General features: G+C 63.9%; 18 protein-coding genes. 14 read left to right on the forward strand and 4 right to left on the reverse strand.

The genetic code is table 11. The annotated features are described in order from the left end of the window. Positions 1-156: 156 nt before the first annotated feature. Positions 157-1,389 carry a penicillin-binding protein activator gene (locus tag ABIA42_RS33555; protein ID WP_370117098.1) on the forward strand — a complete coding sequence of 411 codons (1,233 nt, stop codon included), beginning with the start codon at positions 157-159 and terminating at the stop codon, positions 1,387-1,389. A gap of 116 nt (positions 1,390-1,505) precedes the next feature. Here the strand turns inward: ABIA42_RS33555 and hemW are convergent, their stop codons facing one another. The 3 genes from hemW to rph are packed head-to-tail and all read right to left on the reverse strand — an operon-like array spanning position 1,506 to position 4,066. Then, positions 1,506-2,690: a radical SAM family heme chaperone HemW gene (gene hemW, locus ABIA42_RS33560; protein ID WP_370123786.1), complete on the reverse strand. Its 1,185-nt coding sequence runs from the start codon at positions 2,688-2,690 to the stop codon at positions 1,506-1,508. Positions 2,691-2,706: 16 nt separating this feature from the next. Beyond that, positions 2,707-3,342 (reverse strand): RdgB/HAM1 family non-canonical purine NTP pyrophosphatase, encoded by a 636-nt coding sequence (gene rdgB / locus ABIA42_RS33565; protein WP_271528786.1) that lies wholly within the window; start codon positions 3,340-3,342, stop codon positions 2,707-2,709. A 10-nt stretch (positions 3,343-3,352) separates the two neighbouring features. Then, a complete protein-coding gene (gene rph / locus ABIA42_RS33570; RefSeq protein WP_028178946.1) occupies positions 3,353-4,066 on the reverse strand; it encodes a ribonuclease PH in 714 nt (237 codons plus the stop codon). Between the two features lie 169 nt (positions 4,067-4,235). On the opposite strand from rph, the gene hrcA reads away from it, so the two are divergent. Together hrcA and grpE are read left to right on the forward strand one after the other, a co-directional pair. Next, positions 4,236-5,324 (forward strand): heat-inducible transcriptional repressor HrcA, encoded by a 1,089-nt coding sequence (gene hrcA / locus ABIA42_RS33575; RefSeq protein ID WP_370117094.1) that lies wholly within the window; start codon positions 4,236-4,238, stop codon positions 5,322-5,324. 96 nt (positions 5,325-5,420) lie between these two features. Beyond that, positions 5,421-6,038: a nucleotide exchange factor GrpE gene (grpE, locus tag ABIA42_RS33580; RefSeq protein WP_028178944.1), complete on the forward strand. Its 618-nt coding sequence runs from the start codon at positions 5,421-5,423 to the stop codon at positions 6,036-6,038. A gap of 147 nt (positions 6,039-6,185) precedes the next feature. Here grpE and ABIA42_RS33585 read toward each other — a convergent pair whose 3' ends face one another. Continuing rightward, the gene (locus ABIA42_RS33585; protein ID WP_271528782.1) at positions 6,186-7,127 is read right to left on the reverse strand and encodes a hypothetical protein; all 942 of its coding nucleotides are present in this window, start codon (positions 7,125-7,127) and stop codon (positions 6,186-6,188) included. Positions 7,128-7,522: 395 nt separating this feature from the next. Here ABIA42_RS33585 and dnaK point away from each other — a divergent pair, with 395 nt between their 5' ends. The 11 genes from dnaK (at position 7,523) to ABIA42_RS33640 (ending at position 20,511) form a co-directional block, all read left to right on the forward strand. Further along, positions 7,523-9,424, forward strand: a complete 1,902-nt coding sequence (gene dnaK, locus ABIA42_RS33590; protein WP_025033017.1) for a molecular chaperone DnaK — start codon at positions 7,523-7,525, stop codon at positions 9,422-9,424. Between the two features lie 245 nt (positions 9,425-9,669). Next, a complete protein-coding gene (dnaJ, locus tag ABIA42_RS33595) occupies positions 9,670-10,806 on the forward strand; it encodes a molecular chaperone DnaJ (RefSeq protein WP_271528781.1) in 1,137 nt (378 codons plus the stop codon). Between the two features lie 88 nt (positions 10,807-10,894). Further along, complete coding sequence (locus ABIA42_RS33600; RefSeq protein ID WP_271528780.1) at positions 10,895-11,494, forward strand: class I SAM-dependent methyltransferase; 600 nt, start codon at positions 10,895-10,897, stop codon at positions 11,492-11,494. Positions 11,495-11,664: 170 nt separating this feature from the next. Next, positions 11,665-12,243, forward strand: coding sequence for an NADPH-dependent FMN reductase (locus ABIA42_RS33605; RefSeq protein ID WP_271528779.1), 579 nt, complete (start codon positions 11,665-11,667; stop codon positions 12,241-12,243). Positions 12,244-12,249: 6 nt separating this feature from the next. Further along, complete coding sequence (gene pyrF, locus ABIA42_RS33610) at positions 12,250-12,960, forward strand: orotidine-5'-phosphate decarboxylase (protein ID WP_271528778.1); 711 nt, start codon at positions 12,250-12,252, stop codon at positions 12,958-12,960. 18 nt (positions 12,961-12,978) lie between these two features. After that, complete coding sequence (locus tag ABIA42_RS33615) at positions 12,979-13,284, forward strand: DUF1330 domain-containing protein (RefSeq protein WP_124162040.1); 306 nt, start codon at positions 12,979-12,981, stop codon at positions 13,282-13,284. Between the two features lie 378 nt (positions 13,285-13,662). Then, positions 13,663-14,964, forward strand: a complete 1,302-nt coding sequence (locus ABIA42_RS33620) for a calcium-binding protein (protein ID WP_271528776.1) — start codon at positions 13,663-13,665, stop codon at positions 14,962-14,964. Positions 14,965-15,139: 175 nt separating this feature from the next. After that, positions 15,140-16,825, forward strand: a complete 1,686-nt coding sequence (locus ABIA42_RS33625) for a type I secretion system permease/ATPase (RefSeq protein ID WP_370117086.1) — start codon at positions 15,140-15,142, stop codon at positions 16,823-16,825. Continuing rightward, on the forward strand, positions 16,822-18,186 hold the full coding sequence (locus ABIA42_RS33630) for an HlyD family type I secretion periplasmic adaptor subunit (RefSeq protein ID WP_370117083.1): 1,365 nt from the start codon (positions 16,822-16,824) through the stop codon (positions 18,184-18,186). Before ABIA42_RS33625 ends, ABIA42_RS33630 begins: the two co-directional genes overlap by 4 nt. A gap of 46 nt (positions 18,187-18,232) precedes the next feature. After that, positions 18,233-19,426, forward strand: coding sequence for a helix-turn-helix transcriptional regulator (locus ABIA42_RS33635; RefSeq protein WP_271528773.1), 1,194 nt, complete (start codon positions 18,233-18,235; stop codon positions 19,424-19,426). 41 nt (positions 19,427-19,467) lie between these two features. Then, positions 19,468-20,511 carry a M23 family metallopeptidase gene (locus ABIA42_RS33640; protein WP_370117080.1) on the forward strand — a complete coding sequence of 348 codons (1,044 nt, stop codon included), beginning with the start codon at positions 19,468-19,470 and terminating at the stop codon, positions 20,509-20,511. Positions 20,512-20,541: the final 30 nt, after the last annotated feature.

Raw genomic sequence — 20,541 nt, forward strand, 5'->3', positions numbered from 1 at the left:
CGAACGGCTGCCGGGACGGGAGGGCGGTCGCGTTAAGCGGCTGTTATCCTTTTGTTTTGGTTAACTGTTTGCCGACAATATGCCTGAATCCGCGGCCTGTGTCGCGGAAGGAATGTCGTGACCGGCCGGCGACGGCCAGTCAAAAGAGAAGCTGCCATGGTGGGCCCGCGTCATCCAAGATCTTCCGTTCCGGTGTCCCGATCGTCGGGCGCGACCCGCCGGAGTGCGCTCGGCCTGCTGCTCGGTGCGCCCGTGCTGTCGGCCTGCGCCGGCGTGCAGCAAAGTCTCAGCCAGTTCTCCAACCCGTTCTCGAGCTCCGCGCCGCCGGCCCAGCCGGCAGGTCCCCCGCAACAGGCGACGACCGCCGGCACCGGCGGCGTGAAGGTCGGTCTGATCCTGCCGCTTTCGGCCGCCGGCAATGCCGGCCTTGCCGCGCAATCCATGCGCAACGCCGCCGAGATGGCGCTGGCCGAGTTCCAGAATCCGAACATCCAGCTCCTGATCAAGGACGACAATGGCAGCCCGCAAGGCGCACAAACCGGCGCGCAGCAGGCGGTCGACGAAGGCGCCGAGATCATCCTCGGGCCACTGTTCGCGCAGTCGGTGCCGGCGGTGGCGCAGGTCGCGCGCACGCGCGGCATTTCCGTCATCGCCTTCTCGACCGATTCCAGCATCGCCGGACGCGGCGTCTATCTGCTCTCGTTCCTGCCGGAGTCGGACGTCAACCGCATCGTCGACTATTCCGCCAGCATCGGAAAGCGCTCCGTTGCCGTGCTGGTGCCCGACAACGCCTATGGCAATGTCGTCGAAGCGGCGGTGAAGGCGGCGGTGCCGCGGCGCGGCGGGCGGATCGTCGCCTTCGAGAAATACGGCGCCGATCGCGCCACGCCGGCACGCACCGTGGCGCAGCAGCTCGGCAGCGCGGATGCGCTGTTCATTGCCGATGACGGCGATGCCGTCGTGTCGGTGGCGGATGCGATGACGGCCGCAGGCGCGAACCTGCGCAACATCCAGCTGCTCGGCACCGGCCTGTGGGACAATCCGCGCGTCTATGCCAGCGCCGCGCTGCAGGGCGGCCTCTACGCCGCGCCCGACCCGGCCGGCTTTCGCGCCTTCTCCGGCCGCTATCGCACCAAATATGGCGGCGAGCCGGTGCGCACGGCGACATTGGCCTACGACGCGGTCGCCCTCGTCGCCGCGCTGGCGCGCACGCAAGGTCCCACGCGCTTCTCGCCGGACGTGCTCACCAACCCTTCGGGCTTCGCCGGCATCGACGGCCTGTTCCGCTTCCGCGCAGACGGCACCAACGAGCGCGGGCTCGCGGTGATGAAGGTGACGCAGGGTGGCGGCGTTGCGGTCGCGGGCTCGCCGAAGAGCTTTGGGGCGTAGCTCAGGACGACGGTGCCGTAGGGTGGGCAAAGCGAAGCGTGCCCACGCATTTTTTGCGATCGAGAGAGATGGTGGGCACGGCGCAAGTGCGCCTTTGCCCACCCTACAAGATCTCGCTACGCCGCCAGATCCGCGACCACCGCATCCAGCACCGGAAATCCGCTGCTGGTTACGCGCAGCCGTCCGGTCGCATCGACCGTGATCGCGCCTTCCTCGCGCAGCAGCGCGATGCGGCGGGGGTCGAGCGGGCGGCCGGAGAGGGCGGTGTAGCGCTCGGGGTCGATGCCCTCGGCAAGGCGCAATCCCATCAGCAGGAATTCGTCGGCGCGCTCCTCGCTGTTGAGGCGCTCGTCGGTGACGATACCGTGGCCGTTGGTCTCGACGCGCAGCAGCCAGGCCTCGGGACGCTTCTCGGTGGCGGTGGCGTGGCGCACGCCGTCGATGTCGAGGCGGCCGTGCGCGCCGGGGCCGATGCCGGCATATTCCTCGCCGCGCCAGTATACCAGATTGTGCCGGCACTCGGCGCCGCGCCGGGCGTGATTGGAGATCTCGTAGGCGGGCAGACCCAGCCTGTCGCAGGTCTCCTGCGTGACGTCGTAGAGCGCGCGCGCGACCGCTTCATCCGGCGTCTTCAATTTGCCGGCCTGGTGCAGGCCGAAGAACGGCGTGCCTTCCTCGATCGTCAATTGATAGAGCGACAGATGCTCGGCCGCTTCATCGATCGCAAGACGCAGTTCGTCGGCCCACATCGCCGGCGTCTGGTCGGGACGGGCGTAGATCAGGTCGAACGAATAGCGGTCGAACGAGCGGCGTGCGATGGCGACCGCATCGAGCGCCTCGCGCGCGCTGTGCATGCGGCCGAGCGCCTTCAGCGAGGCGTCGTCGAGTGCCTGCACGCCGAGCGAGACGCGGTTGACGCCGGCGGTACGATAGCCGGCGAAGCGCGTGGCCTCGACGCTGGTCGGGTTCGCTTCCAGCGTGACCTCGACGTCGCCTGCGACGGTCCAGTGCTTGCCGATCGCATCGAGCACGGCGCCGACCGTTGCGGGCTGCATCAAAGACGGCGTGCCGCCGCCGAGGAAGATCGAGGTGACCTCACGCCCGGGCGCGCGCTCGGCGGTGGTTGCGATCTCGCGCGCAAAGGCGGAAGCGAAGCGCGCCTCGTCGATCGCGGCGTGGCGAACGTGGCTGTTGAAGTCGCAATAGGGACATTTCGACAGGCAGAATGGCCAGTGCACGTAGACGCCGAAGGCTTCGGATTCTTGTTTTGACGCGTTTTCCCGGCGCGAACCGGTGTCCACTTCGCTCGAAAACGCTCTAGCGCGGCTCAAGGCAGATCTCCGCCAGTTTCACGAAGGCGCGGGCGCGGTGCGACAGGCCGAGGCCAAGCGGCGGCAGGCCGTGCTTCTCGATGCTCTCCATCTCGCCGAAGGTGCGGTTGTGGCCGTCGGGCAGGAACATCGGGTCGTAGCCGAAGCCGGCATTCCCGCGCGGCGGCCAGACCAGCGTGCCGTCGACGCGCGCCTCGACCTGTTCGAGATGATCGTCGGGCCAGGCGACGCAGAGCGCCGAGACGAAGTGCGCTTTGCGCTTGTCCGGCGTGGAGGCGCCGCGCTCCTGCAACAGGCGCTCGATCTGCGCCATCGCCGCGTTGAAATCCTTGGAGGGGCCGGCCCAGCGCGCGCTGTAGATGCCGGGCGCGCCGTCGAGCGCGTCGACGACGATGCCGGAATCGTCGGCGAAGGCGGGTAGCCTTGCTGCTTGCGCCGCCGCGATTGCCTTGATGGCGGCGTTGCTGCGGAAATCGGTGCCGGTCTCGTCCGGCTCGGACAGGCCGAGCTCTCCTGCCGACACCGCCTCGATGCCGTACGGCGCAAGCAGCTCCCGCATCTCGGCGAGCTTGCCGGGATTATGGGTGGCGATGACGAGCCTGTCCGTGATTCGGCGGTGCATGGCCTATTGACTACGCCACAGCCAGTTTCTGCAAGTCCACCAGACGCGCGACGCCCTTGCGGGCCAGCGCCATCAGCGCCAGGAGCTCGGCTTCGGTGAACGGCTCGCGTTCCGCGGTGCCCTGCACCTCGATGATGCGGCCATCGCCGGTCATGACGAAATTGGCATCGGTCTCGGCCTCGGAATCCTCGGCGTAGTCGAGATCGAGCACCGGCGTGCCGTTGTAGATGCCGCAGGAGATCGCGGCGACGTTGTCGCGCAGCACGTTGGCCTTGACCATGTTGCGCGCCTTCATCCAGTTGACGCAATCGGCGAGCGCGACCCAGGCCCCCGTGATCGAGGCCGTGCGCGTGCCGCCGTCGGCCTGAAGCACGTCGCAATCGACCGTGATCTGGCGCTCGCCGAGCGCTTCGAGATTGATGATGGTGCGGAGCGAGCGGCCGATCAGGCGCTGGATCTCGACGGTGCGGCCGCTCTGCTTGCCGGCGGAGGCCTCGCGGCGGGTCCGTTCCGAGGTCGCGCGCGGCAGCATGCCGTATTCGGCGGTGACCCAGCCGCGGCCCTGGCCCTTCAGCCACGGCGGCAGGCGGTCCTCCAGCGTGGCGGTGACCAGCACATGGGTGTCGCCGAATTTCACCAGGCACGAACCTTCCGCATACTTCACCACGCCGCGCTCCAGCGTCACGGGGCGCAATTCGTCGGGCGCACGGCGGCTTGGCCGCATGGGAAATCCTCCAAAACTCACGGGAAAAGGCTGTTCGCGGGTGCTTGTAGGTGGGGCGGGGATGGGCGGCAAGGCTTTTTCACCCCCTGATTTCGCGGCCGCAAACGCCACGCTTGTCAGAAGGGTCTGGGATAGACAAATTACGAGTATCTGAGAGGAGTTACCGTCTGTGGCCCATCACGATCCGATCCATCTGATCGCGCCGCGCGCAGGCCTCGCCCAGCTCAACGAGCGTTCCCGCGATATTTTTCGTCAAATTGTCGAAAGCTATCTCGCGACCGGCGAGCCTGTCGGCTCGCGCAACATTTCCCGCCTGATCGCCATGCCGCTGTCGCCGGCGTCGGTCCGTAACGTCATGTCCGATCTGGAACAGCTCGGCTTGATCTATGCCCCGCACACCTCGGCCGGGCGGTTGCCGACGGAACTCGGCCTGCGCTTCTTCGTCGATGCCCTGATGCAGGTCGGCGACCTCAACGAGGCCGAGCGGCAGTCGATCCAGAGCCAGCTTGCCTCCGTCGGCGAGGCGCAGTCGGTCGAGGCGGCGCTGGACCAGGCCTTGATGCGGCTCTCCGGCCTGACCCGGGCCGCCGCTGTGGTGTTGACGCCAAAATCCAATGCGCGGCTGAAGCACATCGAATTCGTGCGCCTGGAACCGGAGAAAGCGCTGGTGATCCTCGTCGGCGAGGACGGGCAGGTCGAAAACCGCGTGCTGGCGCTGCCGCCCGGGGTTCCCTCCTCTGCGCTCACCGAGGCCGGCAATTTCCTCAATGCGCGGATCCGCGGCCGCACGCTTGCCGAGGCGCGCCTCGAGCTCGAGACGGCACTTGGAGAGGCCCGTGCCGAGCTCGATCAGCTGACGCAGAAGGTGATCTCGGCCGGCATCGCCAGCTGGTCCGGCGGCGAGAACGAGGATCGCCAGCTGATCGTCCGCGGCCATGCCAATCTGCTTGAAGATCTGCATGCGCTGGAGGATCTGGAGCGCGTTCGCCTGTTGTTCGACGACCTCGAGACCAAGCGCGGCGTGATCGACCTGCTCGGCCGCGCCGAAACGGCGGAGGGTGTGCGCATCTTCATCGGCAGCGAGAACAAGCTGTTCTCGCTGTCGGGGTCCTCCACCATCATCTCGCCCTATCGGGATGCCGCCGGCCACATCGTCGGCGTTCTCGGGGTGATCGGCCCGACGCGGTTGAATTATGCCCGCGTGATCACGACCGTGGACTACGCCGCCCGCATCGTCAGCCGCCTTCTGGGGGGCTGACCGGCGCCTCCCCCGATCACGGGCGCTTGATTTTCGTGAGCTTAGGCACGATATCCGGGCCAACAATCCCTGGAAACGAGTTCGAGATTAGAGCCGATGACCGATCGAGACCGGCAACCCGAAGACACGACCGCGCCGACGCCCGAGCCCGTGGTGTCAAAGCCCTACATCATGCCTGACGATCCCGAGCCCGGCTCGGTCGAGACGTTGCAGAAGGAAGCCGCCGAGGCGCGTGACCGCATGCTGCGGACGCTGGCCGAGATGGAGAATCTGCGCAAGCGCACCACCAAGGAGGTCGCCGACGCCCGTCTCTACGGCATCACCGGTTTTGCCCGCGACGTGCTCGACATCGCCGACAATCTTCAGCGCGCGCTCGATGCCGTTCCGGCCGAAGCGCGTGCCGCGGCCGATCCCGGCCTGACCTCGCTGATCGAGGGCGTCGAGCTCACCGAGCGCTCGCTGCTCAACGCGCTGGAAAAGCACGGCGTGAAGAAATTCGATCCGCAGGGCCAGAAGTTCGACCCGAACTTCCAGCAGGCGATGTTCGAAGTGCCCGATGCGTCGGTGCCGTCGGGCACCGTGGTGCAGGTCGTGCAGGCCGGCTACACCATCGGCGAGCGCGTGCTGCGCCCGGCGCTGGTCGGTGTCGCCAAGGGCGGTGCGAAGGCAGCCCCCGCCGCCAACAACAATGAATCGAACGGCGCGCCGAACTGATCGATCCTCATGGTGAGGAGGCGCCAAGCGCCGTCTCGAACCATGTAGGCCCCGGCAGTTGCGGCTCGGCCTTCATCCTTCGAGGCGCGCGCGAACAAGCGCGCTCCTCGAGCGAAGGAGGGAGCGCATCTCGCTTGCGGATGCAAGCTATCCCTTCGGCTGGATGCCGTCGCGGACGGCGCGGAAGCGGGTGAAGGCGGGCAGCCACTGGTCGCGTGGGGCGCTGGCGATGATGCGCAATGATGCGCCGCCAGTTGAGAAGCGGATCCACTGCACCACGGTCACAGGGATCTTGTCCTTGCCGCTGACGCCGTCGATCCGGGTCTCGAAACCCTGCTGGCCGTTGATGCGAATCGGCTCGGACATGGTGATGCGCGACTCGCGCACGCCGGGAATCTGGAGCGCCGCCTCCTGGGCGAAGCGGGCGCGGTCGTCGGCGGCTTGCGGGGTAGCGCCGATCACGCCGAGAATCATGAACGGCTTCGACTCGTAACCCGTGCTCTCATCGCCGTCGGCGAGGATGATGCTGCTGCCCGGCGCGAGCGTTCGGATGTCCTTGAAGTTGGCGAGATCGGTGATCTTGAACGGCATCAGCGCGATCTGCTCTTCAGCCGAGACCTGCCTGCGGGTGACGGCGCTCGCAAACATCTGCCGCACCGCTTCATCCGTGTAGATCTTGGTCGCATTCTCCGGGATCTGCACCGCGACATAGCCGGAGAAGCCGGCGCCGGGCACGATCATCGAATAGCGCTTCACCGGGGTATCGCCGGCCTTGCCGCTTTCGGTGGTGAAATAGGCGAGGCCTGCGGGGCTCTCGATCTTGTCTTGTGTGACGCCATTGGTCCCGGCGGGATTGGAATTGAAGGCGCTAACGACCTCGCCATAGGCCGCCGGCGGCAGTTCGGTGACCAGCACCTTGACGCTGCCATCCTCGCTCTCGAAGCCCGGAAAGGTCTTGGCCGTGCTGAGGCCGATCAACGGCACCATGCCGAGGCGCAAGCCAGGTGGGAAAACGGCGTCGGCGGCGAGGGCCGGAAACGCGGAGGCGGCGAGGAGGGCCAGCGCGGCGAGGGGGCGGATCAGCTTCATGGGCACTCTGATTGGTTCACATTGAGGCCGTTCGATGGTCGGCCGCCGGGCCGCTTTGTCGCGCGAAGCAGCTACGCCGGCTGTCCGGCCGGTTCGCCTTTTAGCGGGTTTGGCCTTGCCGCAACAGGGCCGGGCCTGTCGCGGCCAGCGGGGGCTTGCCGAGGCCCGAACCTGTTAATAATTCCTCACCCGCAAGGGCGGCGGAGCCCGGACATCATCTTTCAAAACCCGATGTTTTCGCGGCAGAAACGTAGCTTCGGTCCTTGCGGGCCCCTCCCCCCCTCCTATATGAGCCTCAATCATCGCAATATCGCGGATGTTTGATCTTAGGGGGTTTCGGTTCGGGTGCCTTCTGGGCCCAGCCAACCTGCCGCAAAAAGAAGGGTATCAGGACCATGGGAAAGGTCATTGGGATCGACCTCGGCACCACGAATTCGTGCGTCGCCGTGATGGATGGCAAGAACGCGAAAGTCATCGAGAATTCCGAAGGCATGCGCACGACGCCTTCGATCGTCGCCGTGACGGATGACGGCGAGCGCCTCGTCGGCCAGCCGGCCAAGCGCCAGGCCGTCACCAATCCCGAGCGCACCTTCTTCGCAGTGAAGCGCCTCATCGGCCGCCGCTACGACGACCCGATGGTCGAGAAGGACAAGAAGCTTGTCCCGTACAAGATCGTGAAAGCCTCCAACGGCGACGCCTGGGTCGAGGCCGACGGCCAGACCTACTCGCCCTCGCAGGTCTCGGCGTTCATCTTGCAGAAGATGAAGGAGACCGCGGAAGCCCATCTCGGTCAGAAGGTCGATCAGGCCGTCATCACCGTTCCCGCCTACTTCAACGACGCCCAGCGCCAGGCGACCAAGGACGCCGGCAAGATCGCGGGCCTCGAAGTGCTGCGCATCATCAACGAGCCGACCGCGGCCGCGCTCGCCTATGGCCTCGACAAGACCAAGGCCGGCACCATCGCCGTGTACGACCTCGGCGGCGGCACCTTCGATATCTCCATTCTCGAAATCGGCGACGGCGTGTTCGAGGTGAAGTCGACCAACGGCGACACCTTCCTCGGTGGCGAAGACTTCGACATGCGCCTCGTGGGCTATCTGGCCGACGAGTTCCAGAAGGAGCAGGGCATCAACCTGCGCAACGACAAGCTCGCGTTGCAGCGCCTGAAGGAAGCCGCTGAGAAGGCCAAGATCGAGCTGTCCTCGACGACGCAGACCGAGATCAACCTGCCGTTCATCACCGCGGACCAGACCGGCCCGAAGCATCTGACGATGAAGCTCACCCGCGCCAAGTTCGAGGCGCTGGTCGACGACCTCATCCAGAAGACGGTCGAGCCCTGCCGCAAGGCGCTGAAGGATGCCGGCGTTACCGCCGGTGAGATCGGCGAGGTCGTGCTGGTCGGCGGCATGTCGCGCATGCCGAAGGTCCAGGAAGTCGTGAAGCAGCTGTTCGGCAAGGAGCCGCACAAGGGCGTCAACCCGGACGAAGTCGTGGCGATCGGCGCCGCGATCCAGGCCGGCGTGCTCCAGGGCGACGTCAAGGACGTGCTGCTGCTCGACGTGACCCCGCTGTCGCTGGGCATCGAGACGCTGGGCGGCGTGTTCACCCGCATCATCGACCGCAACACCACGATCCCGACCAAGAAGAGCCAGGTGTTCTCGACGGCTGAAGACAATCAGAATGCCGTCACCATCCGGGTCTTCCAGGGCGAGCGTGAAATGGCGGCCGACAACAAGATGCTCGGCCAGTTCGACCTGATGGGCATCCCGCCGGCTCCGCGCGGCATGCCGCAGATCGAGGTGACCTTCGACATCGACGCGAACGGCATCGTCAACGTCTCGGCCAAGGACAAGGCCACGGGCAAGGAGCAGCAGATCCGCATCCAGGCCTCGGGTGGTCTGTCGGAAGCCGACATCGAGAAGATGGTCAAGGACGCCGAGGCCAATGCCGAGGCGGACAAGAAGCGCCGCGAGGCCGTGACCGCCAAGAACGAGGCCGACGGCCTGGTGCATTCGACCGAGAAGGCGCTGGCCGAGCACGGTTCGAAGGTCGCCGAGAGCGAGCGCCGCGCCATCGAGGATGCCGTCAGCGACCTCAAGGAAGCGCTGAAGGGCGACGATGCCGAGGCGATCAAGGCCAAAACGCAGACGCTGGCGCAGGCTTCGATGAAGCTCGGCGAGGCCATGTACAAGCAGCAGGCCGAGGCCGACGCCAAGAAGGATGCGGCCAAGGACGACGTCGTCGATGCGGAGTTCACCGAAGTCGACGACGACAAGAACAACAAGAAGTCCGCCTGAACCCCGAGAGGGTGATGATGCGGACGGCTTGGACCCCACACGCAGTGCCGGCCTCCTCCTTCGCGGGGGAGGCCGTCGTGTCGGGGCGGGCGGGCAAGGCGCCCACAATGATCGATCAATTCCCAGCCGTTATTCTCAGCGCTGCCCTGCTGCCCTCTGCCGCAAGGTCGAAGGGCGCCTATATCGTTGCGTGGCAACGTTGTTTCGCCCCAACTTGAATCGCGATTGGATAGACCGAGCTCAGCATGTCCACGTCCACCAAGCGCTGCTATTACGAGACCCTCGAAGTCGAACGTGATGCCGACGAATCCAGGCTGAAATCGTCATTCCGCAAGCTGGCGATGAAATTCCACCCCGACCGCAATCCCGGGGATGAGACCAGCGAAGTCAAGTTCAAGGAAATCAACGAGGCGTACGAGGTCCTGAAGGACAAGGACAAGCGCGCCGCCTATGACCGTTACGGCCACGCCGCCTTCGAGCAGGGCGGCGGCTTTGGCGGCGGCGCCGGCTTCGGTGCGGGCTTCGCCTCCTCCTTCTCGGACATTTTTGAAGACCTGTTCGGCATGGCCGGACAGCGCGGCCGCGGCGGCCGCGAGCGCGGCGCCGACCTGCGCTACAACATGGAAATCACCCTCGAGGAAGCTTTCGGCGGCAAGACCGCACAGATCGAGATCCCGGTCTCGGTCACCTGCGAGGCCTGCTCGGGCATCGGTGCCAAGGCCGGCACCAAGCCGAAGACCTGCTCGACCTGCGGCGGCGCCGGCCGCGTGCGGCAGTCGCAGGGCTTCTTCACGCTGGAGCGGACCTGTCCCGGCTGCCAGGGGCGCGGCCAGATGATCGAGGACGCCTGCCCGTCCTGCGCGGGACAGGGCCGGGTCACCCGCGAGCGCACGCTATCGGTCAACATTCCGCAAGGCGTCGAGGACGGCACACGGATCAGGCTCGCCGGCGAGGGCGAGGCCGGGGTTCGCGGCGGCCCGCCCGGCGACCTCTACATCTTCCTGTCGCTGGCCCAGCACCAGTTCTTCCAACGCGACGGCGCCGATCTGCATTGCCGCGTGCCGATCTCGATGGTGACGGCCGCGCTCGGCGGCGAATTCGAGGTGCCGACGATCGAGAAGGCCAAGACCAAGGTGAAGGTGCCCGCCGGAACCCAGTCGGGCCGCCGATTCCGCATTGCATCAAAGGGTATGCCGGTGCTGCGCTCGCGACAGATGGGCGACATGTATGTTCAGGTCGTGGTCGAGACCCCGCAGAATCTCACCAAGAAGCAGCAGGAATTGCTGGCCGAGTTCGACAAGCTCTCCTCCGGCAACACCCAGCCGGAATCCGAGGGTTTCTTCGCCAAGGTCAAGGATTTCTTCGGTAATCGGGCGAGTTGACTCGTCTTGACCGTACCGCCTTCGACCTATACGTCTTTATGACCATTTTCTGACACGCCGCGGTCCCGCGGTCCCGTCCGGTCCCAACATGCCATTGCCATCGTCCGCGCGTGCGTTGAAGAAGCCTCGACTCGATGACGAGGTGCGCTTTCTCAGGTCGTGGATCGAAAAGCCACTGCACATGGGCGCGGTCATGCCGTCAGGCAAGCTGCTGGCGCGGACCATGGCTCATTACGTCGATGTCGATTCGGACGCACCGGTGGTCGAGCTCGGACCCGGCACCGGCGCCATCACCTCCGCGCTGATCGAGCGCGGTGTCGACCAGAAGCGTCTCGTCCTCGTCGAATACAATCCCGGCTTCTGCGCGCTGCTGCGCGACCGCTACCCACAAGCCAAGGTGGTGCAGGGCGATGCCTATCGCCTCCGCGACACGCTCTGGAATGTCTTGAGCGCGCCGGCTAGCGCGGTCGTCTCGGGCCTGCCGCTCGTCACGAAACCGATGCTGACGCGGCTGCGGCTCATTCGCGACGCCTTCGCCGCGCTCGCGCCCGGCGCGCCCTTCATCCAGTTCACCTATGCGGTGGTGCCGCCGATCCCGAAATCGCTGCACGGCGTGTCCACAGAGGCCTCGGAACGGATCTGGATGAACCTTCCGCCGGCCCGCGTCTGGGTGTATCGCAAGGACTAGTCTGTCGCCACAATGGTGGCGCGCTCCCTCTCCCGCTTGCGGGGGAGGGTTGGGGTGGGGGTTGTCTCCGTGATGGAGATACTCTCCGATTGGAGAAAGCCCCCTCCCGCCGCGCTTCGCGCGCCGACCTCCCCCGCAGGCGGGAGAGGTGGAACGGAGTTCGCCGCTCGATGTCCGCGCCCAAGATCCTGATCATTCCCGGCTCGCTGCGCACCGGCTCGCACAATGCGAAGCTGGCAGCGGTCGCCGCGTATGAATTCGCTCAGGCTGGCGTCGACGTCACCCGCATCTCGCTGGCCGATTTTCCGCTGCCGATCTACGACGGCGATCTCCAGGCCAAATCCGGCGTGCCCAAGCACGCCATCAATCTCAAGCGCATGATCGGCGCCCATCACGGCGTCCTCATCGTCTCGCCCGAATACAACGCCTCGGTGCCGCCGCTTCTCAAGAACGCGATCGACTGGGTCAGCCGCGTGCACGAGCTGCACGAGGCGCGCGGCGAGGTGTTCCGCAACCGCGTCTTCGCGCTCGCCGGCGCCTCGCAGAGCCGGCTTGGTGCCGCCCGCGCGCTCCAGGCCTTACGGCTGATCCTCTCCTCGTGCCACGCCAATGTGATTGCCAGCCAGCTCACGCTCGCCTTTGCCGACCAGGCCTATGACGATATGGACAGGCTGAAGAATGAGGGCGATATCGCCGCGTTGAAGGAGCTGGTAGCGCAGTTGATCGACGTTTCCCAACGCATGATGTGAGGTGACATGACGCCAGCCGAGATCGCCCCCAAGGACCGCCTGATCGTTCCGCTCGATGTGTCGAGCCCGGAGGCTGCCGAGGCGATGGTCGCAAGGCTCGGCGACAGCGTCACGTTCTACAAGATCGGCTATCAGCTCGCCTATGCCGGCGGCCTGCCGCTGATCGGCAAGCTCGCCGACAGGGGCAAGAAAGTGTTTGCCGATCTCAAGATGCACGACATCGGCAACACCGTGATGCGCGGTGTCGAGAGTGTCGCCAGGCTGGGGGCGACCTTCCTCACCGTCCACGCCTATCCGCAGACCATGAAGGCGGCGGTCGACGGGCGTGGCGGATCGAGCTTGAAGATTCTCGCGGTCACGGTGCTGACCTCATACAATGACGACGACCTGCACGCGGCCGGATATCGGCTCGGCGTCTCCGAGCTGGTCGAAGCGCGCGCACAGCAGGCACAGGTGCTCGGCATCGATGGGCTCGTCTGCTCGCCGGAAGAGGTGGGTGCCTTGCGCAAGATCGTCGGTCATCAGATGAGCCTCGTCACGCCTGGCATCCGTCCGGCGGGCGCACCGACCGGCGACCAGAAGCGCGTCATGACGCCGGGTCGTGCGATCGCGGCGGGCGCCGACTATCTCGTCGTCGGACGGCCGATACTCGAGGCGTCCGATCCCAAGGCGGCGGCCGATGCAATCCAGGCCGAGATCGTGCAAGCGCTCAGCTAATCAACAAGGGAGAGAACAATGGCAAAGGGCTACTGGATCGGGCGTGTCGACGTGAGCAGTGACGAGGGCTACAAGCCCTACGCCGTCGCCAACGGTCCGATCTTCAAGAAATGGGGCGGCCGCTTCGTCGTCCGCGCCGGCAAGTTCACCACCGTCGAAGGCGCCAGCCGCACCCGCAACGTCGTGATTGAATTCCCGGACTACGAGACCGCGCTCGCCTGCTACAACTCGCCGGAGTACCAGGCCAACATCAAGGTGCGCCAGCCGCACTCGGTTGCCGATCTCATCATCATCGAAGGCTATGACGGCCCGCAGCCGTCGTAAAAACGAACGCGCGGTCGTCTACTACTTGTGAGTGTAGGCAGCTGATAAGCGAGTGCCCTCGCCTGAGCCGCTGGCTCGCCAAATTGTGGCGAGATCGGCGGCGGGGCAAATCCCCGCCGGATGTCGCCGAGCGGTTCCAGGACTTTGCCTGGGAGATTCGCCGCTCCACCTGCGCCCGTCGCGCCAATCACTTAGCATCTTCGCAAGGATTCTTTTGTCCCCAAATGGGGATTGCGACGCTGCCTAATTTTCATTCAAGGTTGCTTTTCTCGAACTGTACAACAGGGACGATGTGAGGTCACCAAGCGAAGCACCACGTCCCTCATCTGAGGCAAGCCTACCCGCATCACGAAAACCTTGAATCAAGGAGCGGAAATCATGGCACTCATCAATGGAACGGCAGGCGACGATATCCTTCCTGGAACGGCAGCTGACGACGAGATCAACGGGCTGGCTGGCAACGATACGATCACCGGGCTAGACGGCAACGACGTCGCGAACGGAGGCGCGGGTGACGACAACATCGATGGCGGCGCTGGCGACGACACTCTGAATGGCAATGCTGGTGTGGATACGATCGCCGGCGGCGATGGTGACGATACCATCAGCGGCGGTGCCGGAGACGACAATCTTTCGGGCAATGCTGGCCTCGACACGATCCACGGCAACGCAGGCAATGACACGATTGATGGCGGCCTGGGTAACGATCAGCTCTTTGGTGACGCGGGCGCCGACTCCATACTCGGCGGAGATGGCGATGATGCCATCCACGGCGGCGCCGGAGCCGACACCCTTTCGGGAGACGCAGGCAATGATACGCTGAATGGCGATGCCGGCAGTGACACGCTGAGCGGCGGTCTCGGAGACGACACGTTGAACGGAGGTATCGGCGACGATGTCGTCAACGGCGACGAGGGCAATGACACGCTGAACGGCGGTCTCGGAAACGACACGCTGAACGGCGGCGCCGACGACGACGTCTTGAATGGAGGCGCCGGCAATGACACGCTGAACGGCGACGCTGGCAATGATACCATGAATGGAAACGCCGGAGCCGACCTTATGGATGGCGGCGCCGGTACCGACACGATGTTCGGCGACGCTGGAGACGACACCATGTCGGGCGGCGCCGGAGATGACACCATGAATGGTGGTGACGGCGCGGACGAGCTCAGCGGCGGCACGGGCAATGATACGCTGAACGGCGATGCGGGCGACGATACGCTTGCCGGCGGCGACAACAACGATACGCTGGACGGCGGAGACGGAGCCGACGCGCTCGCGGGCGGAAATGGCAACGATACGCTCGCCGGCGGCGCAGGCGATGACGAGCTCAATGGCGGTAACGGCAACGACGTCCTCGACGGGGGTGCGGGAGACGATGTGCTGACGGGTGGTGCGGGCGCCGACACCTATAATTTCGGTGACGACACCGGCACCAGCTTCGGTGATGACCAAATAACGGATTTCAGTCTCACCGGTGGTGACCTGATACAAGTCGATGCTGCGCCGGGATTCGATCCGAACTCGATCGTCGTCGACGACGATGGCACCAATACCGTGCTCGACTTTGGCTTCGGAACGATTCAGCTCGACGGCGTCACGGGAGGCGCAACGCCATTCACGACGATCGACGACATCAATGTGGCTGCGGGAGCCACGGTCATCGAAGTCGTGTGAGGCCAGTTCGGCGGGGCGGCTATCGGTCCGCCCCGCCGTTGCATTTCTGCAATCTGTACCAGTCAGTCGGTAACATTGCCTGCCGGTCATGTATTTGCGTCCGCCCGAGAGTCCAGCGACTGGGAAGAGATCGCTGCTCGGATTGATTCCGGGGCGGTCAGCAATCGTGTGGGTCGTGGCCTTCAGCATCTCGGTGAACCTGCTGCTTCTGGTCGTTCCCTTCTATTCGATCGAGGTGTTCGACCGGGTGATCAGCAGCGGCAGCGTTGAAACGCTTGTCGGTCTTACGATCATCGCTGCAGCGGCCCTCGTCTTTAGCGCGGCTTTCGATATCTTGCGTAGCCGGCTCCTCAGTCGGTTCGCCGTTGGCTTCGAGCGGTCTGTCGCTCCAGTTGTTCTCGAAGGCACCATCGTGGACGCGGCGAGTCGCGGCGATGGGAGGACGCACGATCTCGTCAAGGTCCGTGAGTTGAGGACCTTCCTGTCAAGCGGCACCATTACCACGCTCATCGATGCGCCTTTTCTCCCTGCCTTCATTCTCATTCTCTTCTTCCTCCACGCTTGGTATGGCGCTATTGCTCTGGTCGGGACGGCAATTCTGCTGGTTATGGGCATCGTCAGTCGCCGGATCGCGCGCACCGAAACTGCCGACGCGTCGGGAGCCGCCCTGCGGACGCAGGCTGCCCTGGACGGGATCGTACGGCATGCCAGCCTCGTGCGCGCGATGGGGTGGACTCTCGGCGCGGTTCGCGAATTCATGCGGCTCAACGATCAAGCAATGTCGCCCGTTGTTCGAGCCAGTGAACGTGTCTATGCGATTGGCGCTGCCGCGCGCATGATCAGAACGATCCTGCAGATTGCCGCGATCGGAGCGGGCGCCTGGCTGGTTCTTCAAAATGAGGTGCTGTCGGGAAGCCTGATTGCGAGTTCATTGCTGGTGGCGCGCACGCTCCAACCCATGGAAGGCCTGATCTCGGCCTGGCGCGCGCTCGCATCCGCGCAGGAGGCTTGGACACAGGTCCAGGCCGCCGCTGCGCCGGTGTTGGCGCGAAAGAGAAAGACCTTGCTTCCGATGCCGTCCGGCAGGGTGGTCATCGATCGCGTGGCTTACCGGCCACCTGGAGCCAAACGCCCCATTCTCGCAGGTATAAACTTCGAGTGCCGCCCCTCACAAATCGTAGTTGTCATAGGTCCAACGGGAGCTGGGAAATCGACCCTGCTGCGCCTGATGGCGGCCCTGGATCAGCCGAGTAGCGGAACGATCCGACTGGATCATGCCGCTCTCCATAATTGGGATGCCGAACAGCTCGGCAAGTTCGTCGGATATCTTCCCCAGGACGTGCAGCTTGTTGGCGGTACGGTCGCAGAGGCGATCGCCGGATTCGACGAAAACGCGCGCGACGAAGACATAACCGCGGCAGCGATGCTCGCGCAAGCGCACGACATGATCCTGTCCATGCAATCTGGCTATCAGACCGAGATCGGGCGTGACGGCAGCAGGCTCTCGGGTGGTCAGCGTCAGCGGATCGGCCTTGCGCGAGCGTTTTTCGGCGACCGCAAGTTGATGCTGCTGGACGAACCAAATGCCAACCTCGACCCGGACGGCGAGGAAGCGCTCTGCTCCGCGGCTTTGCAAGTCAAAGCGCGCGGCGCGACGCTGGTCATCGTGACGCACAGGCCTCGCCTACTGACGATTGCAGATGCCGTATTGCTGCTTAGAGATGGCACGCAGCTCGCGTTTGGTCCGCCCAACAAGGTTCTGCCCCTCCGCATATCTGAGGTCACGCCGATAGCGAAGTCGACCGACGTCCATCGCGAAGGACAATCCCGCGTGCTTAGGACCGGAGGAGCAGGTCGATGACGTCGCAGGGTCATGGTCGCAACGTCGTCATTTCCCGTCATGTGGTGACCGGCGATCGCTGGGCAACATTCAGCGAGCCACGCTCCGACATGCGACGCATCGTGGCGTGGGGGTGTGTGTTGCTCATTCTGCAGTTCTGCTGCATCGGCGTCTGGGCGACCACCATTCCGCTCCGCAGCGCTGTCGTGGCGTCCGGCTTCATCAAGGTGCATTCAAAGCGCAAGGCCGTGCAGCACCTCGAGGGAGGTATCATAAAGTCGATCCTGGTCAGAGAGAACGATCGTGTTCAGGCTGGCCAAGTTATTGCGCGGCTCGATACCACGCAAATCGAGGCGATGCTCGGTTCGCTCGAGACGAAATTGTTCGCGGACCTTGCGATGGAAGCGCGATTGGCCGCCGAACAGGCCGGCGAGAAGACAATACGATTTCCGGATGAACTGCGAACGAGCTCTGCTCCGGCCGCAGGCATCGCCGTTCTAACCCAGCGAGCCGAGTTTGCGGCACGGTTGACGGCGATCGACGGTGAGCGAAAACAGATTGATCAGCAGATGCTGCAATCGGAGGATATCATTCGCGGCCTGGAGGGCGACACGAATGGGGCAGAGCAGCAACTTGCCCTTCTGAAAGAAGAAATCGCGGATACGAGTTCCTTGCTCGCCAAGGGGCTCGCGCGGAAGCCGCGTTTGCTGGCTCTGCAGCGCAGCCAGGCTGAGACGGAAGGGCAGATCGCCCGCAATGCAGCATCAATCTCGCAGGCCCGAACAAAGATCGCCGAATTGGACGATAGGCGTCGACAGTTGGAGCTAAATCAGAAGCGGGACATCGCAAAGCAGCTGCACGCCACCAGCGAAGAGATTGGCGGTCTTCGACATCGAATTGCCGCGTTGCGCGATCAGCTTGCTCGATCCGAACTGCGTGCACCTGAAAGTGGAAAGGTCGTCGGCCTCAACAGCAGGGATCTCAGTGCCGTGCTTGCGCCCAGGGAAACTCTTCTGGAAATCGTACCGCTTCAAGATCGGCTTGTGATTGAGGCAACGCTGAAGCCGACGGATAGGCAAGAGGTTTACGTTGGTCAGACGGCGCGCGTGCGCGTCCTCGCATTGAACATCCGCCGAATACCGATGCTGGATGCGAAACTCGTTGCAGTTGCCGCGGATGCGCTGAATGACCCGAAGACGGGCGTCGCCTCCTACATGGCGGAACTCGAGCTAAACACCACTACGCAGACGGCATATTATCTTTCGTCATTATTGCCTGGAATGCCCGTCGAGGTGTTCGTCGAGACGGGAGAAAGAACCTTTGCGGAGTATCTACTGCAGCCTATGGTGCTGCGGATCCACCGCGCTTTCAGGGAGAGTTAGGCTGCTGGTGCAAAAGCCGGCGGCATCGTTATTGCGGGAGGAGCGCTTGCACGAGAATGGCAAGGTACTGCCCCACTGGCAGAATGGAGTCGGTTTCTACCCCAAGGAGAGCGCACGCTCGGCGATCGATGCCGAGGGTCTGGTAGAACGATTTGCGAAACCTGTCGACCTGAGCGTCGGCCACATGGCGATGGAGTATTTTGGTAGGGGGATTGCGGAGCTCCTTGAATGCCGCAGCTGCTATATTGCGGCGGCAATGCGTCGAGCTTCCGGCCAACAACTGCTACAGGCGCGGATCGGGCAGGCAACCATCGATCCTTCGTGCACGGCCATGGTCGCGCGACTGGCTCTCAAGGGTGCCAGTATAGGTTGCACGCTGCTCGAACCTGTCCATATGCGCACCACTTTCGTGCGAAAGCTGATCGGGCCCGAGCCGGATATGAAAGGTCATTCCGTGATAGGAAGGTTCGCCGCTTGCGAGGGCGTAACCGTCGTCTTTGTCGCGGGATGGCGTCAATCGGGACTTACGCGGGCTGAGGTTCCATGCCTCGTGCGCGCGGTGCGTGCGATCTGGGAGACCGCCCATGATCTGGTGCGATTGCAGCAGCGCCAGGAAGATGCGGCGACCTGGCTCGGAGTCTTGGCATTTCCTGCGCTCATCGTCGACGAAGATCTTCGCGTTCACGAAATCAACGGCAGCGCGCAAGCGCTGATGGCCACGGGCGAACTCCTCAAGGCGAATGGAGACAAGTTGGCCGGGCATAACAGTTCGGTGACGGCCGCCTTGAAGGAGGCGATTCGCGAATCATTGAGTTCGCGCACCGATCGGGAGTGGCTGGATACAACCGTGCCTCTTTCAACCGAGCGCGAGCGGTTTGCCTTCGCCAGAATCGGAGCTGCGCCGCCGCCCTGTGACCCCGGAAAAGCGCTTGTCATCGTGCCGCAGTTCGATGAGGTGTCGGGAGCGCACCGTATTGCGGCGGCCTTCGGCTTGAATTTCGCGGAAGAGCGGATCGTCACTCGGATCCTTCAAGGCAAGTGCCCGCGAAAGATCGGTGCTGACCTCCGACTAACCGAGGCAACGGTGAGAACCTACACCAAGCGTATAATGCTCAAATTGGGAATCAACCGGCAATCCGAGTTCTTTGTGCTTCATCATCTCACGCAATCGCCGTTCGGCTCGGGCCTGCGCGAGAAGTCGGTCCGCCACCTTGCGTCCGCCTCTCGGTTGAGCGGATAGGTGCAATATTTGGAGAGGCCTGATCGACGACTTCAAGATCGATGTTCGAAGCGAACATGATGACACCAACCCGTCCGCTCGCAACAACCCCATTCCTTCTTTCGCCTGTGATTGTGGTCCTTGTGCTCGCAGTCCCTGGAAATGCCCTTGCCGAACGCATCCAACTGGGGATGCCGATCGCCTGCGAGCCCGGCAGGACGTGCTACATTCAGAATTATACGGATCGGGACTCATCTCCGGCAGCAAGGGACTACAAGTGTGGCACGCTGACATACGATGGGCACAACGGAACTGACTTTCGGCTCCCCTCGCTGCAGGCCCAACGGATTGGCGTTGACGTTCTCGCCTCCGCAAGCGGACGCGTTGTTCGAACTCGGGAAAATCTGCCGGACGGTGCGTTTCACAAATCCGCGCGCGAGGCTGTTCGTGATGTCGAATGTGGCAATGGCGCTTTGATCGAACACGAAGACCATTGGGAGACGCAATATTGTCATTTGGCAACGGGCAGTCTTCGGGTGAAGCCCGGCGATTCCGTCACACGAGGGCAGCCGCTCGGCCGAGTAGGTCTATCGGGTTTGACCGAATATCCTCACCTCCACTTCACGGTCCGGCACAACGGTTCGATCATAGATCCTTTCGCTTACGGCTCGAGCCCGGAGTCGTGCGGTGGAGGAGAGATGCTCTGGGATCCCGCACTACAGGCGCGGCTCCGCTATCAAGAACGGGCCGTTCTGAACACGGGTTTTGCGAGTGCCCCGGTGACGATGGAATTCATCGAGGATGGAAGAATGGATGCGGAATTGCCATCTGCGACATCGGCGGCAATTGTCGCTTTTGTCCGTATCATCGGTTTGAAATCAGGCGACCTTCAGCGACTCGTCGTCAGCAGTCCGTCCGGCAAGGTGATTGCCGAGAACAACGCAGCGCCCGTCGAGCACAATAAAGCGCAAGCTTTTCTATTCACGGGTCGTAAGCGCCCCGCCAATGGCTGGGATCCGGGCACCTACAAGGCGGAATATACCGTTGAGCAGGCCGGCCAGGTCGTCTTGAGAGAACTCTGGGAACTCCCGGTTCAATCGCGTTGATCTGATGTTTTCCTTTGGTCTGCGGAGAGA

Origin of the sequence: Bradyrhizobium sp. USDA 327 (genome assembly GCF_041262065.1) — a bacterium.
Classification (GTDB): Bacteria; Pseudomonadota; Alphaproteobacteria; order Rhizobiales; family Xanthobacteraceae; genus Bradyrhizobium; species Bradyrhizobium liaoningense.